We start from the raw sequence: 14336 nt of genomic DNA, 5'->3' as shown, positions 1-14336 counted from the left end.
GTTAGTAAAATAATGATAATCTTATTTTAGTAACATTGTAAAGCGTACTACCATGATAAGAAAAAAGGAGGATGAAAATGGGTTATAGAGAAGAAGGAAAATGGTGGGTAAGTCAAGCCAACTATGCTGATGAAGTAATGAAGAAGTTCGAATTTCCCAAGAACATTGAAATCCTGGACACTACCCTAAGAGATGGTGAACAACAGCCGGGAATCATACTTACAAGAAAAGAAAAAGTAGAGATAGCAAAGAAATTGGCTTTTGCAGGGGTTCATAGAATCGAAGCGGGAACTCCAGCTGCTTCACAAGAGGATGCAGATGCAATAAAAGAAATTGCAGAACTCAATCTTGGACCCAAGATATTTGCTTTTGTTAGAAATACGCCTGATGACATGAAGCTGGCCAAAGAGTGTGGCGTTAACCATGTTCTTGCAGAGATTCCAGGCAGTGAACATTTACTTAAATTTGGCAAGAAATGGAGCCCTGAAAGAGCTATAAAGGCGGCTATTGAGGCAACACAAGCAGCCAAGGAACTGGGACTTTATGTAACTTTCTTTCCTGCAGATTCATCAAGGGCAAGTCTTGATTTTCTGATGGATGCTGTTCATCAGATTTCAGAAGGCGGCCACATGGATTCACTGGCATTGGTAGATACCTTTGGATGTTATTCACCAGAGGGTGCCGCTTACACTGTCAGAAAGCTTAAGAATGCGTTCAGTGTACCAATAGAGGTTCATTTTCATAATGACTTTGGAATGGGAACAGCTTCTACAATAGCAGGCTTGGCAGCAGGTGCTGAAGTAGCACATGTTACCGTTAATGGCATTGGCGAGAGAACAGGTAGTGTATCACTTGAGCAGGTGGCTTTGGCCTTAAGAGTCCTTTATGATTATGATACTGGAATCAAACTGGATTCCCTGAAGGACTTGTCAAATTTTGTTGCTGAGAAAACGGGATATGACATCTACCCAACGCAGCCAGTTGTCGGAGACAGAATATTCGGTTGGGAAACAGGAATGCCATCAAGTCTTTGGGCAAATTGCAAGGATGAAGAACCATTGGCAATGCTTCCATACCTGTGGACATTAACTGGTCAAACAGAACCTAAATTATACTTGGGAAAGAAGAGTGGCAAGGATAATATCAAGTCATGGATAAAAGAAAACAATTTAACATTGTCCGAAGAACAGGAAAAGATTCTTCTAGCCAAGGTAAAAGATCTTTCACTAAAGCTTAAGAGAGATTTGAACAATGAGGAGTTTATTCAGTTAACCAAAGAGGTTTAAGGAGGCATTAACATGGCAAACATAAAGGTTTCAAATTTATTCAAGGAGGTAAAACCTTCACCGATGCTTCAGATGTTTGAAGCAGCTTCCAAATACACAGATATCATCAGTCTTGGTATTGGAGAGCCCGATGCAAATACACATGAGTCAATAATTAAGGCTGCAGCAGATGCGGGTAAAAATGGTTTCACTCATTATCCACCGGTCAATGGATTTTTAGATTTAAGGCAAGCGGTTTCCCAGTATTGGGAAGAGAAATACGGGTTGGAGTCAACTCCTGATAATGTTATTATCAGTGCTGGAGCCACTCAGGCTATTTACCTGGTGCTGCAAGCACTAATAAACCCTGGAGATGAAGTAATCGTTCCAGATCCATGCTTTACTCCTTATATGCAGGCAATTGAGTATGTATATGGTGTACCGGTACCAGTGTCATTAAAAGAAGAAGAAGGCTTCAATATGACAGCGGAGGCTCTCGAAGCCAAGATAACTGAGAAGACAAAAATTGTTATGCTGAATTCACCTGGAAACCCAACAGGAGCAGTTATTTCAAGGGAAGAAGCCTTGAAAGTGGCAGATGTTATCAAGAAGCATGATCTTATTCTTATGTCGGATGAAATTTACGAGGCATTTATATTCGATGGAGAGCATGTCTGCTTTGCAACTCTTCCAGATATGCAGGAAAGAACATTCACCATTGCAGGTTTCTCAAAGACCTACGCAATGTGTGGTTGGAGAGTTGGATATGCGATAGGTCCAAAAAATATAATCAATATAATGAAAATAATAAACATAGGAACGACAATGAGCATGAATTCAATATCTCAGAAAGCAGCGCTCTATGCTATTCAGAATTGCGAATCTGAAGTTGACAAAATGGTAGAGGATTATTCCAAGAGAGTTGAGTATGCATATGAAAGAATCAACAATATCAAAGGATTATCTTGTATCAAGCCAAAAGGAGCCTTTTATATATTCGTAAATATAAAGGAAACAGGAATGAAGTCCATGGAGTTTGGAATGAAGATGCTGGAGGAAGCAAGAGTAATTACTATCCCAGGAATTTCATTTGGTCCAAACAGTGATGACTATGTCAGAATTTCATGTACCATTCCAATAGAACAAATGGAAGAAGCCTTCAATAGGATTGAAAAAGCACTATCTTAATTAAGGAGGGGAAACTATGTCAAAAAACAAAAATGAAGTAGGAACCGAGAATACTGGTATAGTTAGGGACAAGTTTGCATCAAGGCTGGGCTTCATATTTGCGGCTGCCGGATCTGCCATCGGTCTGGGGAATATATGGAGATTTCCATATATGACAGGAACAAACGGTGGAGGCGCTTTCGTATTCGTCTATGTTATTTGTATGATATTGGTTGGTATCAGTTTGTTGTTGGTAGAGTTTACAATAGGTAGACATGGACAGTCAAATGCAATTGACAGCTATGCAAAAATCAGAAAAGGTGCAAAATGGATTGGTTTCCTGGGCTTCTTTTCAGCGTTTATCTTCTTGTCATACTATTCAGTAGTAAGTGGATGGACATTATTCTACTCAATTCAATCGTTCTTTGGATTGGCGAATACTGCACCAGATCAGATGGGTGCATTCTTTGGAGCCTTTATAGGAGATCCTGTTCAACCATTGATATACCATGCTATTTTTATGGGTCTTACAGTTTTCATAATTGCAAGAGGAGTTGCTCAAGGTATTGAAAAAGCTTCCAAGATCATGCTTCCGATGCTGTTTGTTCTATTGATGATTCTTGTTGTGAGATCATTGACTTTACCTGGAGCGATGGAAGGCGTTAAGTGGTACCTAACACCAGATTTCTCTGCAATAACAGCAGGAGTTTGGATAGCAGCATTGGGTCAGGTATTCTTTAGTTTAAGTGTAGGTATGTCAGGTATGGTTACATATGGTAGTTACCTTGATAAGGGTGAGAACCTACCAAAATCATCTGGCATGATTGCAGTGATGGACCTATCAGTTGCCATTTTGGCAGGTTTGGTTATCTTCCCAGCTGTATTCTCATTCGGAATGGAGCCTGGTAGTGGAGTTGGATTGGTATTTATGACCATACCTGCAGTTTTTAGTCAAATGCCATTTGGAGAATTATTCAGCTTTATGTTCTTCTTCTTGCTTGCAATAGCTAACTTGACATCTGCCATATCAATTCTTGAAATGCCAGTTGCATATCTTCTAGAGAAGAAAAACATGTCAAGAAAAGGCGCAGCTTTACTGGTTGGAGCTATTGCCTATGTAATGGGAATAGCAGTATCCTTCAGTTTTGGAATCTGGGGAGACTTTACAATACTTGGAAAGGGTATATTCGACTTGTTTGACTACTTCGGATCAAACATATCACTTCCACTAGGTGGACTTGCTGCATCAATACTGGTAGGTTGGTTCTGGGGAGAGAAGGCGGCGATTGGAGAAGTCAGCAATCAAGGCGAACTCAAGGGCTCAGTACTAAAAGGCTGGTTCTATATGGTAAAGTTTGTTGTTCCGGTAGTAATTGTTGTAGTATTCCTTTCAAACTTGGGAATATTCTAGAGAAGTTGATAAAAACCAAGCTGGTGAATACTTATTTCATCAGCTTGGATTTATCTTAGAGGAGTAATATAAGAGCATAATAGTTGGGACAGAAATCAGAAAACGGAGGTACGGCATGAATTCAAAATTATTACATGACCCTGTAAATGGTCGATTGAGAGTAATTGGATTTGTTTCCGGAAGTGGGAATACTCTTTGGAAAGCTTTGGAGTTGGAGAGAGAGATTACCGCAAAAGGAGAAGAATGTCCATTTGAAATAGTAGGAGTGTTTTCCAGCAGACCTGATGCAAAAGCGAGAATTACAGCTGAAGCGGAAGGAATACCATACGCATCCTTGGATATCAAGGAATTTCACAAGAAGCACGATGCACCAATAAGCGACATGGAAGTAAGAGCATTATTTGACACAGAGGTTGCAAAGCTTATCGAGCCATTTGGAGCAGATATAATACTCTTGGCTGGTTATGTGTGGGCTACGACAAATGTAATTCTAGACAAATACAAGGCAGTAAATGTTCATCCAGCAGACTTGTCTGTAATGGAAGGGAATGAGAGGATATTTGCAGGTGCAAATGGAGTTGGCGATACCATTTCACATAAATATCCAGACATATGTTCAAGTTCACATATTGCAACAAATGAAGTTGATGGAGGACCATTGCTTATGTTGTCGCCATCATTTGAAATTGATTACGAAATCGGAGATGAAGAAATCCTTAAAAGGACTGTACTAAAGGAAGTCAACAATCAATCAAGACATCTGGGAGCAAGAACAATATATGAGATTGCCATGGGTAATTTTAGTCTGGACGAGCAAGGAAAGGTAAATTATAAAAACAATCCTGTACCCAGGGGAGTAAAAATCAATTCCTGGGAAGAAAATAAACCTGTGCAATTAAGAACTCTGGACGGTTTTCTAAATCCCAAAAGTGTAGTTGTAATAGGTGCCTCTGCAAAAGGTGGAATCGGTAATGCATTAATTAAAAATATCAATAGATTCGGCTTTAAAGGGAATACTTATGTAGTAAATAGAAGTGGGGATCCAGTGGATGGAGTACCGGCATATACATCAGTGGAGGAACTGGAAGAGACACCGGATTTGGCAATAATAACAACACCTTCTTCTGGAGTTGAGAGTGCCGTGGAGGAATGTGGCAAGAAAGGTACAAAGTCTATTGTCTGCATAAGTGCGGGCTTTAAGGAAACAGGAGAAGAAGGAGAAAAGGCGGAACTAAGAGTAAAGGAAATTGTAGACAGATACAATATGAGGCTATTGGGGCCAAATGGCATGGGAATTCTCAATACTGACCCAGATGTAAACTTGAATGCAACTATGCTATATCACTTGCCAAGAAAAGGGAACATTGCCTTGGTTACTCAAAGTGGAGCAATTGGAGCAGCATTGCTTGATTACGCAGACGAATTCAATCTAGGATTTTCAAAGATTGCTTCGCTGGGAAATCTGATGGACATAGATGCATCAGATCTGATGGGAGAATTGAAAGATGATCCTCAGACAAGTGTTATCATGCTATATCTTGAGACCATACCAAATGGACTAAGATTTTTAAAAGTCCTTAAGGAAACCTGCAAGAGTAAATCAGTTGTAGTACTTAAATCAGGAAGAAGTGAAGCAGGAGCATTAGCTGCAACTTCACATACAGGAAGTATTGCTGGTAGTGACAGTGCAGTTGATGCATTGATAGAAAAGGCGGGAGCGATTAGAGTTGATTCGCTTGAAATGCTCTATATGACAGCCATGGCACTTAGCAAACTAGAGAGGTTTAACGGCAAGAAAATTGGTGTGGTTACAAATGCCGGTGGACCTGGGATACTTATCACGGATAGACTGGCGAAAAATGGATTCCAATTGCCGGTTATGTCTGATGAGACAAGATCATTGCTTGCAGAAAAGCTTTATCCCGAAGCAGCCACTGGAAATCCAATTGATGTAATAGCTGCTGGGCCCCCTGAGCATTATGCATTATCACTGGAAATGATGGGTCAAAGCGGATTGTACGATGCACTTGCTCTTGTTTGTGTACCTCCAGCAACTATTGACACCGGAGAAGTGGCGGAAGCCTGTGCACCTGTTATATCAAAACTTGAGATTCCAGTGTTAAGCTGCTTTATTGGACCTAGCCTAGGAAAGCCTGCAAGAGACGTGCTAAACAGACATGATCTTCCTGTTGTTGAGTATCCGGAAATGGCAGCGGATATTTTAAAGCTGGTAAATGATAAAGGAGAACAATCGTCGACCGACTTAAACAAAAAAATTGACTATGTAAGAAAAACCAAAGCAAACCTATTATTGAATGAGAAGTATTCATCAGGATATCTAAAGACTGAAAATGCAATGGAATTACTTGAACTATATGAAATACCTGTTGCTAAATGGACATTTATAAGAGATGAAGAAGATCTTGAAGATATTAAGTTGAGTTTTCCCATAGTAGCAAAAGTTGAGCATGAAAAAGTAATCCATAAATCTGATGAAGGTGGTGTAATCCTCAACATCAAGAATATGGAAGACCTTAAAAATGCAGTCAAGAACCTTTCTGAAAAGTTTGCTGGACTGGAGGGCATTTTCTTACAGGAACAGGCAAATATCGGAATGGAAATGATAGTAGGAGCAAAATTCGAACCTACTGTTGGACATATATGCTTATTGGGAGCAGGTGGAGTGGCAGTTGAATTGTATAAGGATGTATCAATGAAAATTCCACCATTGGAAGATATGGAAGTAAAAGAAATGCTACAGAATCTTAAGAGTTATAAATTATTTACAGGATTTAGGGGAAGTGAAAGCTTGCCGGAAGATCAGTTTATTGATCTTGTAGTAAAGTTCAGTGATCTGATTATGGAGAATTCCCAAATTGCAGAAATGGATATAAATCCGGTTGCATGGGATAGTATCAAGAAGCAATTTGTAGCATTGGATTGTAGAATAAAAGCGTAAAAAAAGACTCCCTCGGGAGTCTTTTTCAGTGGACTAATTACATTGCATTCTTGAACAATTGGATAACTTCCTCCAAGGTTGCAGTTCTTGGGTTTGTTGCCTGGCATGCATCTGCCTTGGCATTCTTTGCCATAACCTCAAAGTCCTTCTCTTTGACGTCAAGATCCTTCAACCCTGCAGGGATTCCTATTGATGCTGAAAGCTCTTTGATTGCATCTATTGCTCTTTGAGCTGCCTGAGGAGTTGAAAGTCCTTCAACATTTTCACCCAGGGCAACTGCTACATCACATAATTTATCAGCACAACCTATCAGGTTGAACTGCTCAACATGAGGTAGGAGTATGGCATTACAAACTCCATGAGGAAGGTTGTAGAATCCACCTAGCTGATGAGCCATTGCGTGGACATATCCAAGGCTTGCATTGTTAAATGCCATTCCAGCCAGGAATTGTGCATAAGCCATTCTATCTCTTGCTACCATATTGTCACCATTAGCTACGGCTTTTGGAAGATATTCTGCTATAAGCTCAATAGCCATAAGAGCTGCAGCATCAGTAATAGGAGTTGCTGCGGTTGATACATATGCTTCAACTGCATGTGTCAATGCATCCATTCCAGTTGCAGCTGTTAATCCAGGTGGCATTCCAGCCATAACCTCAGGGTCATTAATGGAAACTTTAGCTGTTACTCTCCAGTCTACAATAGCCATCTTAACTTTTCTGCTTGTGTCTGTTATAATACAAAATCTAGTCATTTCGGAAGCGGTACCAGCTGTTGTATTAACCGCTACATATGGTACAAATGGATTCTTGGACTGGTCGATACCTTCATAGTCGTGAATCTTTCCACCGTTTGATGCCAAAAGTCCGATTCCTTTTCCACAATCGTGAGATGATCCTCCACCAAGAGTTACAAGTGAGTCACATTTTTCCTTCTTCCATACCTTAAATCCTGCATCTACATTTTTGTCCGTAGGATTGGGTTCTGCACCATCAAAAACAATTGCTTCCATGCCTTTTTCTTCAATTAGCTTCTTGATTCTGTTGGCCACACCGATCTTACTTAGGAATGCATCTGTCACGATTAGTACTTTCTTTGAACCAAGGCCTTGGAGTTGATCGCCTATGCTGTTAATTGCTCCTGCACCTATCATGTTTGTTGTTGGCATAAAGAAACTGCTTACCGTCATTGAAAATCCCCCTTTAGATTAATATATTTAAATATCTATTTTTGAGTATAACAGAGGGGAAAACGTAGTGCAATAGGAAAAAACTAAATATTTAGAATAATCAGTAAATTGACAAATTCTTATCAGCGTCTATGTCAGAAACCATTAGATTGTCTACCAATCAATGTCTGAATTAAAACATTTGACTTGGATAGAATTCGATAATAATTAAAATCGAAACAAAGAATTATCATCAACTAGAAGATTTTGTGAAGAGAATATCCAAATTAATCATAGCAGTATCAGAATAATAGTTAAGATTAAATCTTAGGGTATAATTGTAATAGGCAAACGCAATAATTCTTAAGGAGCTGATAAAAATGAAGGGATCCCTTGTTCTTGGTAGTTTCAAAGGAATAAAAATAGAGATAAATATAAGCTGGCTCGTTGCATTTTTTCTAATAACAACTACTCTTGCCACAGGCTTCTTTCCGGGTAGATATCCCGATTGGGAAGCTGAGTTGTATTGGATTCTTGGTGGAACAATTGCATTGTTGCTTCTATTATCAATTGTATTTCATGAGATGTCACACTCTCTTGTGTCCAATAGGTTGGGAATTGGAGTTAGAAGGATAACGCTGTTTATATTTGGAGGTATTGCAGACCTTGAAAGGGAACCAGATACCCCAAGGAAGGAGTTTTTGATTTCTGTTGCAGGTCCAATCATGAGCCTTTTTCTAGTGCTTGTTTTCAGAATTCTAGCTTATGTCTCCAATTCAATGGGTGCTCCTGAATATTACTTTGTTGTGTTTTCATATATTGCTTCAATTAATCTTATGCTTGCAGTATTTAATATGTTTCCTGCATTTCCATTGGATGGAGGTAGGGTATTAAGGTCAGCCATATGGCATTTTTCAGGAGATCTTCACAAGGCAACTAGAATAGCATCTACAATCGGTCAGTGGTTTGGATATTTTCTTATGTTTATTGGTCTAACCAATATTTTCTATGGATATATGATCAATGGATTATGGATCTTGTTTATTGGTTATTTTATAGTGCAGGCATCTCAGTCAAGCTATCAGAATACAATTGTATCTGATATATTCAGCAAGACTATTGTAGGTGAGTTTATGACAGGGGATGTAGTGGTGATGGACCCTGAAATTACTGTCAGAAGGGCAGTTGATGATTACTTTTTCAAATATAAGTACAATTTATTTCCTGTCGGAAGTCTGGATAGAATTGATGGAGTTGTAAATGTGGACAATATCAAGAAAGTTCACAGAGACGATTGGGAGACTGTTAGAATAGAGGATGTTATGACCAGTCTTTCTGAGAACCTTGTAGTTGCTCCTGGTGAAACAGTGTCTGAAGTAATGAGTAAAATATTCAGCAACGAGTTTGGAAGGGTTATTGTAATGAATGAAGATAGGCTGGTTGGAATAGTTTCGAGAACAGATATTATGAACCACCTGAGAATATATATGCAATTGAACAAGGTGAAATGATACAATATACGGGAATGGAGGGGCTTGGAAAGTGAAGATTCTAGTCACGGGTGGTTTGGGTTTTATCGGCAGTCATACGTCCCTATTGCTTCTTGAAGAAGGATATGACGTTGTTATATTGGATAATCTATCCAACTCAAGAATTTCAACTCTTGAAAAAATCAATAGCTTAAGTGCTAATAAAGCAGCATTTGTCCAGGGAGATATTCTCGATGAAAAAATTGTGGACAAGGTCTTTTCGCTTGGAAATTTTCATGGTGTTGTTCATTTTGCTGCACTTAAGTCAGTAGAGGAATCCCAAAACAATCCAATGAAGTACTATTTAAACAATGTTGCTGGAACGTTGACAATCTTAAAAGAATGCCAGAAATATGGTGTCAGAAATTTTGTCTTCAGCTCTTCTGCATCTGTATATGGAGATGCTGAGTCTCCGGTCAGTGAAGATACAACATCAGGTAATAGATTAAATCCCTATGCAGAGTCAAAGGGGATGTGTGAGAGAATTCTGAATGATATTGCCATTTCTGATAACAGTATGAGACCAACGATACTTAGATATTTCAATGTTATTGGAGCACACAGGAGCGGACTTTTGGGTGAAGAATCAACCAAGGAGTTCGGAAACATCATGCCATATATAGTAAAGGTAGCCTCAGGTAAAATGGATAAGATTCTGGTATATGGGAATGACTACAATACTCCTGATGGAACTGGGATCAGGGATTACATACATGTAATGGATGTTGCAAAAGCTCATGTTAGGGCATTGGAAAAACAGAGAGAAGGTTGTCAGACTTATAATCTTGGTACTGGCCAAGGAACATCGGTATTCGAGTTGATTGAAACATTTGAAGAAGTTAGCGGACTGAAGATCCCCTATGAAGTTGCACAGCGAAGATATGGTGATATTGAGGTATCATATTCTAACCCAGCCAAGGCTATGGGTGAACTCGGATGGAAAGCAGAATTTGATATCAGAGATATGGTAAGGGACACATGGAATTATGAGAAGGTGAGATTTAAGTATTGACATGAATATTCTAAATGTGTTATTATCAACGACAAGTTAATTAAAAGGGCATCTAAATAAAAAATCCTCATCCCTTTGGGTGAGGTAGAGGCGCAGTTTCTATCAGTATCAATACAGAGGACGGAATCCTTAGAAGTATTGAGAAAGGAGCGACTGCCGAAGCTTCAGACACCAAAGTCTGTTGCTGGGTCTGCATTTAAGAGGTGCAGGACTGTCATCCTGGTATCTAGCTCGATACCTTGATGTTGTGCTATCTCACACTGAGCAAGAAGGGAGAGGAATTTGTCTTTGCATTGCCGTGAAGAAAATCACCTGACTAACCTGTCAGGTTTTTATTTTTTGAAATCATTTGAAATCATTTTGAAGGGAGAAATTGAAATTGATCTACGAGGAAAGAGACGGAATACTATATTTTGATGGATGTGACACAGTTAAGCTTGCAAAGAAGTATGGAACGCCATTATATGTATATTCATTAACTGAAATTAAAAACAGGATAGAAGAGCTCAGAAAAGCTTTCTTGGATAAATACAAAAACACCAGAGTTGCATATGCAGCAAAAGCTTTCACATCATCTGCCATTTTCAAGCTAATTGATAATGAAGGGCTAAGCCTGGATGTAGTATCCGGTGGTGAGCTTTATACGGCAATATCAGTGGGTTTTCCTGCCGAGAGGATAGAATTCAATGGGAACAATAAGCTTTATGAAGAACTGGTTTTGGCAATTGAATATGGTGTGGGCAGAATAATAGTTGATGGTTTGGAAGAATTGGATATGATCGAGGAAATATGCCAAAGCTATGATAAAAAAATCAAGGTGATGTACAGGATAACTCCTGGAGTCAATAGTGATACTCACGATTATATCACCACTGGTAAAAAGGATTCAAAGTTTGGGATTCCTCTGGATGAAGAGGTGTTCTATCCTGCAGTAAAGAATGCAATCAAGTCGCCTTTCGTTGAATTCTATGGACTGCACTTTCATGTCGGTTCTCAGCTGTTTGACAATGAATCACATCTTAAGGCATTGGATATTCTACTGAGTCATATTGATGAAATTAGAGATAGATTTGCTTATGAAGTAAAAGAGATCAATATCGGAGGAGGATTCGGGATCAAATATACTGATGAAGATAGAAGACCATTCGAGTATTTCATTGATCCCTCCATGAAAAGGATCAATGAGCATTACAGTGAGTTGAATATAGAAAGGCCAAACGTTGTGATTGAACCTGGACGAAGCATAGTTGGTGAAGCTGGAATGACCCTTTATACCATCGGAAGCATTAAGAATATTGAAGGAGTCAGAAAATATGTATCTGTAGATGGTGGAATGACTGACAATATAAGACCGGCTTTATACCAGGCAAAGCACAATGGAATGATTGCAAATAAGATGGAGATGGATAGGAATGATAAAGTCACAGTATGTGGTAAATGCTGCGAATCAGGGGATATACTCATTAGGGACCTGGATATTTCCAAACCTGAGATGGGAGACATATTATGTGTACCTTCAACAGGTGCATATGGGTATTCAATGGCCAGTAATTACAATAAGAACCCTATTCCTGCTGTAGTACTTGCAAAGGATGGAGAGGACAGCCTAATTGTAAGAAGACAAACATACCAGGATATGCTTTTAAACGATATTGTACCATCATGGATGGACTAAGGAGTGATGATTATGAAATACACTAAAATGCACGGTGCAGGCAATGACTTTATAATTATCAATAACATTGTAGAAGAGATTCCTGAGGAGAGTTTTTCAGACATAGCCAAGACTCTTTGTAAAAGGCGAACGTCAATTGGTGCTGATGGAATAATGTTTATTGACCATCCTGAAGGCTGCGGAGATTTTCGGATGCACTTCTACAACGCCGATGGAACAGAGGGAGAGATGTGCGGGAACGGTGCGAGATGTATCTGCAGGTATGCACATGAGAATGGCCTTTCAGGGGAAAAGCAGAAGGTTGAAACAATATCAGGAGTGGTAAGAGGCTGGAGAATTGACAAAAGAACATTTAAGGTAAGACTTAACAGTCCAACCCATTTTATTGATCAGCTTGAACTAAAGCTCCATAATCAGGTTTATAAGTGTTCATATGTTGAGCTTGGAAGCCCGGGCTTACCACATCTGCTCCTTGAGATGCCTGGATTGAATAACATTGATGAGGCAGAACTGTTTAAAATTGGAAAAGGATTAAGAAGCCATCCAAGCCTTGCCAAGGGAGCAAATGTAAATTTCTTTGATATTGATGAAGAAGGTAATATTATAGCCAGGACCTTTGAAAGAGGAGTTGAGGATTTTACGCTAGCCTGTGGAACAGGAGCAGGATCTCTAGGATATGTACTGGTGAAAGAAGAAATGATTTCCGGCAATCAGGTTACCATCAACATGCCAGGAGGGGAGCTCACCATCCAGGTGGTTCTTAGTTTGGACTGGATGGAAGATATCTTCCTAAGCGGTCCTGCAACAATGGTCTCGGAAGGCTTGGTGTTGGATGAGGACTTGAGATTCTAGAAGATAAATGATGGAGGTTGGATAATGACAAATTCAAATAAAAATTCAATTTGGAAAAGCTACAGATTCCCGATTATTCTACTTGCAGGTATAATAATTGGTTCAATCATAGGATTGGTGTTTGGCGAAAGAGCAATGGTTCTGGCACCATTTGGAGATATTTTTATTAATATGATGTTTACAGCAGTGGTACCTCTTGTATTCTTAAGTATCAGCAGTGCTGTCGGTAGCATGATGAATATGAAAAGATTGGGGAAAATTCTTGGGAGCATGTTCTCTGTGTTTATAATAACAGGAGCAATAGCTGCAGTCATTATCATATTTGTTGTAAAGATGTTTCCACCTGCAGAGGGTGTTAACATCGTTATGGAGGCCGCAACGCTCGACGAAATAAGCGTAGGGGATGCTTTGGTCAACGCATTTACGGTAAGTGACTTTCCACTTTTGTTGTCAAGATCAAACATGCTGCCTTTGATAGTATTCTCAATACTGTTTGGCTTCAGTGTTAGCCTCGTTGGAGGAGAGGACAACAAGATTGCACAGGCTTTGGATATGCTAAACAAGGTCATGATGAAAATGATCGGGATAATCATGCTTTATGCGCCTATAGGTCTGGGAGCATACTTTGCAGCATTGGTAGCAGAATACGGACCGCAGCTTTTGGGAGCCTACTTGAGAGCTATGGCAATTTACTATCCTTTGTGCATTCTCTACTTCTTTATTGCATTCTTTGGATATTCGTATTGGGCTGGTGGAATGCAAGGAAGCAGAATTTTCTTTAAAAACATACTTACCCCGGCGGTGACATCCCTTGCTACCAGCAGCTCAATTGCCACACTGCCAGTAAATCTTACAGCCACTGAAAAAATGAATGTACCAAAGGACATAAGAGAAATAGTTCTTCCAATAGGTGCTACAATGCATATGGATGGGACTGCACTTTCCTCAATACTTAAGATAGCATTTCTTTTCGGCATATTCGGACAGGACTTCTCAGGAATCGGTACCTATGTTACTGCAGTCCTGATAGCAATATTGGGTGGAGTCGTAATGTCAGGTGTTCCTGGTGGTGGACTTATTGGTGAAATGCTTATAGTAACAATCTATGGATTTCCACCTGAGGCATTTCCAATTGTTGCAACAATTGGATTCCTGGTAGATCCACCTGCAACTATGATAAATGCATCAGGTGATGCAGTTGCATCGATGATGGTAACAAGAATAGTTGAAGGAAAGGACTGGCTTAACCAGATAATTGGCGGAGAGGCTACATCAGGAAGCTAGGAGTTTAATTGTAG

General features: G+C 39.5%; 10 protein-coding genes and 1 riboswitch. Of the genes, 9 read left to right on the top strand and 1 reads right to left on the bottom strand.

Annotation, left to right across the window (positions count from 1 at the left end; all coding sequences use genetic code 11):
* Positions 1–77 precede the first annotated feature (77 nt).
* From ACOEN1_RS01960 to ACOEN1_RS01945, 4 genes are all read left to right on the top strand, one after another.
* Positions 78–1286, top strand: a complete 1209-nt coding sequence (locus ACOEN1_RS01960; protein WP_422484733.1) for a LeuA family protein — start codon at positions 78–80, stop codon at positions 1284–1286.
* Positions 1287–1298: 12 nt separating this feature from the next.
* Positions 1299–2453, top strand: coding sequence for a pyridoxal phosphate-dependent aminotransferase (locus ACOEN1_RS01955; protein ID WP_422484732.1), 1155 nt, complete (start codon positions 1299–1301; stop codon positions 2451–2453).
* 16 nt (positions 2454–2469) lie between these two features.
* Positions 2470–3843, top strand: a complete 1374-nt coding sequence (locus tag ACOEN1_RS01950; protein ID WP_422484731.1) for a sodium-dependent transporter — start codon at positions 2470–2472, stop codon at positions 3841–3843.
* 115 nt (positions 3844–3958) lie between these two features.
* Positions 3959–6802, top strand: coding sequence for an acetate--CoA ligase family protein (locus tag ACOEN1_RS01945; RefSeq protein ID WP_422484730.1), 2844 nt, complete (start codon positions 3959–3961; stop codon positions 6800–6802).
* Positions 6803–6839: 37 nt separating this feature from the next.
* Here ACOEN1_RS01945 and ACOEN1_RS01940 read toward each other — a convergent pair whose 3' ends face one another.
* Positions 6840–7991 carry an iron-containing alcohol dehydrogenase gene (locus ACOEN1_RS01940; protein WP_422484729.1) on the bottom strand — a complete coding sequence of 384 codons (1152 nt, stop codon included), beginning with the start codon at positions 7989–7991 and terminating at the stop codon, positions 6840–6842.
* Between the two features lie 359 nt (positions 7992–8350).
* Between ACOEN1_RS01940 and ACOEN1_RS01935 the strand changes: the two genes are divergently transcribed.
* The 5 genes from ACOEN1_RS01935 to ACOEN1_RS01915 all read left to right on the top strand — a co-directional run bounded on the left by ACOEN1_RS01935 (position 8351) and on the right by ACOEN1_RS01915 (position 14322).
* The gene (locus ACOEN1_RS01935) at positions 8351–9481 is read left to right on the top strand and encodes a site-2 protease family protein (protein ID WP_422484728.1); all 1131 of its coding nucleotides are present in this window, start codon (positions 8351–8353) and stop codon (positions 9479–9481) included.
* A 31-nt stretch (positions 9482–9512) separates the two neighbouring features.
* Positions 9513–10511: a UDP-glucose 4-epimerase GalE gene (galE, locus tag ACOEN1_RS01930; RefSeq protein WP_422484727.1), complete on the top strand. Its 999-nt coding sequence runs from the start codon at positions 9513–9515 to the stop codon at positions 10509–10511.
* A gap of 77 nt (positions 10512–10588) precedes the next feature.
* Positions 10589–10772: riboswitch (Lysine riboswitch) on the top strand.
* Positions 10773–10884: 112 nt separating this feature from the next.
* A complete protein-coding gene (lysA, locus tag ACOEN1_RS01925; protein ID WP_422484726.1) occupies positions 10885–12186 on the top strand; it encodes a diaminopimelate decarboxylase in 1302 nt (433 codons plus the stop codon).
* A 12-nt stretch (positions 12187–12198) separates the two neighbouring features.
* Positions 12199–13038 (top strand): diaminopimelate epimerase, encoded by an 840-nt coding sequence (dapF, locus tag ACOEN1_RS01920; RefSeq protein ID WP_422484725.1) that lies wholly within the window; start codon positions 12199–12201, stop codon positions 13036–13038.
* A 24-nt stretch (positions 13039–13062) separates the two neighbouring features.
* The gene (locus ACOEN1_RS01915; protein ID WP_422484724.1) at positions 13063–14322 is read left to right on the top strand and encodes a dicarboxylate/amino acid:cation symporter; all 1260 of its coding nucleotides are present in this window, start codon (positions 13063–13065) and stop codon (positions 14320–14322) included.
* The last annotated feature ends 14 nt before the right edge of the window (positions 14323–14336 follow it).

Source organism: Gudongella sp. DL1XJH-153, assembly GCF_049310905.1.
Lineage (GTDB): Bacteria > Bacillota > Clostridia > Tissierellales > Tissierellaceae > Gudongella.
Note: the sequence above shows the minus strand (reverse complement) of the source record. Positions and strands in the feature narration are given on the sequence as shown.

What these genes read in the sequence shown, in the direction of transcription:
- ACOEN1_RS01960 (WP_422484733.1), top strand. Translation starts at nt 78, where the DNA reads ATGGGTTATAGAGAAGAAGGAAAATGGTGGGTAAGTCAAGCCAACTAT.
- ACOEN1_RS01955 (WP_422484732.1), top strand. Translation starts at nt 1,299, where the DNA reads ATGGCAAACATAAAGGTTTCAAATTTATTCAAGGAGGTAAAACCTTCA.
- ACOEN1_RS01950 (WP_422484731.1), top strand. Translation starts at nt 2,470, where the DNA reads ATGTCAAAAAACAAAAATGAAGTAGGAACCGAGAATACTGGTATAGTT.
- ACOEN1_RS01945 (WP_422484730.1), top strand. Translation starts at nt 3,959, where the DNA reads ATGAATTCAAAATTATTACATGACCCTGTAAATGGTCGATTGAGAGTA.
- ACOEN1_RS01940 (WP_422484729.1), bottom strand. Translation starts at nt 7,991, where the DNA reads ATGACGGTAAGCAGTTTCTTTATGCCAACAACAAACATGATAGGTGCA.
- ACOEN1_RS01935 (WP_422484728.1), top strand. Translation starts at nt 8,351, where the DNA reads ATGAAGGGATCCCTTGTTCTTGGTAGTTTCAAAGGAATAAAAATAGAG.
- dapF (WP_422484725.1), top strand. Translation starts at nt 12,199, where the DNA reads ATGAAATACACTAAAATGCACGGTGCAGGCAATGACTTTATAATTATC.
- ACOEN1_RS01915 (WP_422484724.1), top strand. Translation starts at nt 13,063, where the DNA reads ATGACAAATTCAAATAAAAATTCAATTTGGAAAAGCTACAGATTCCCG.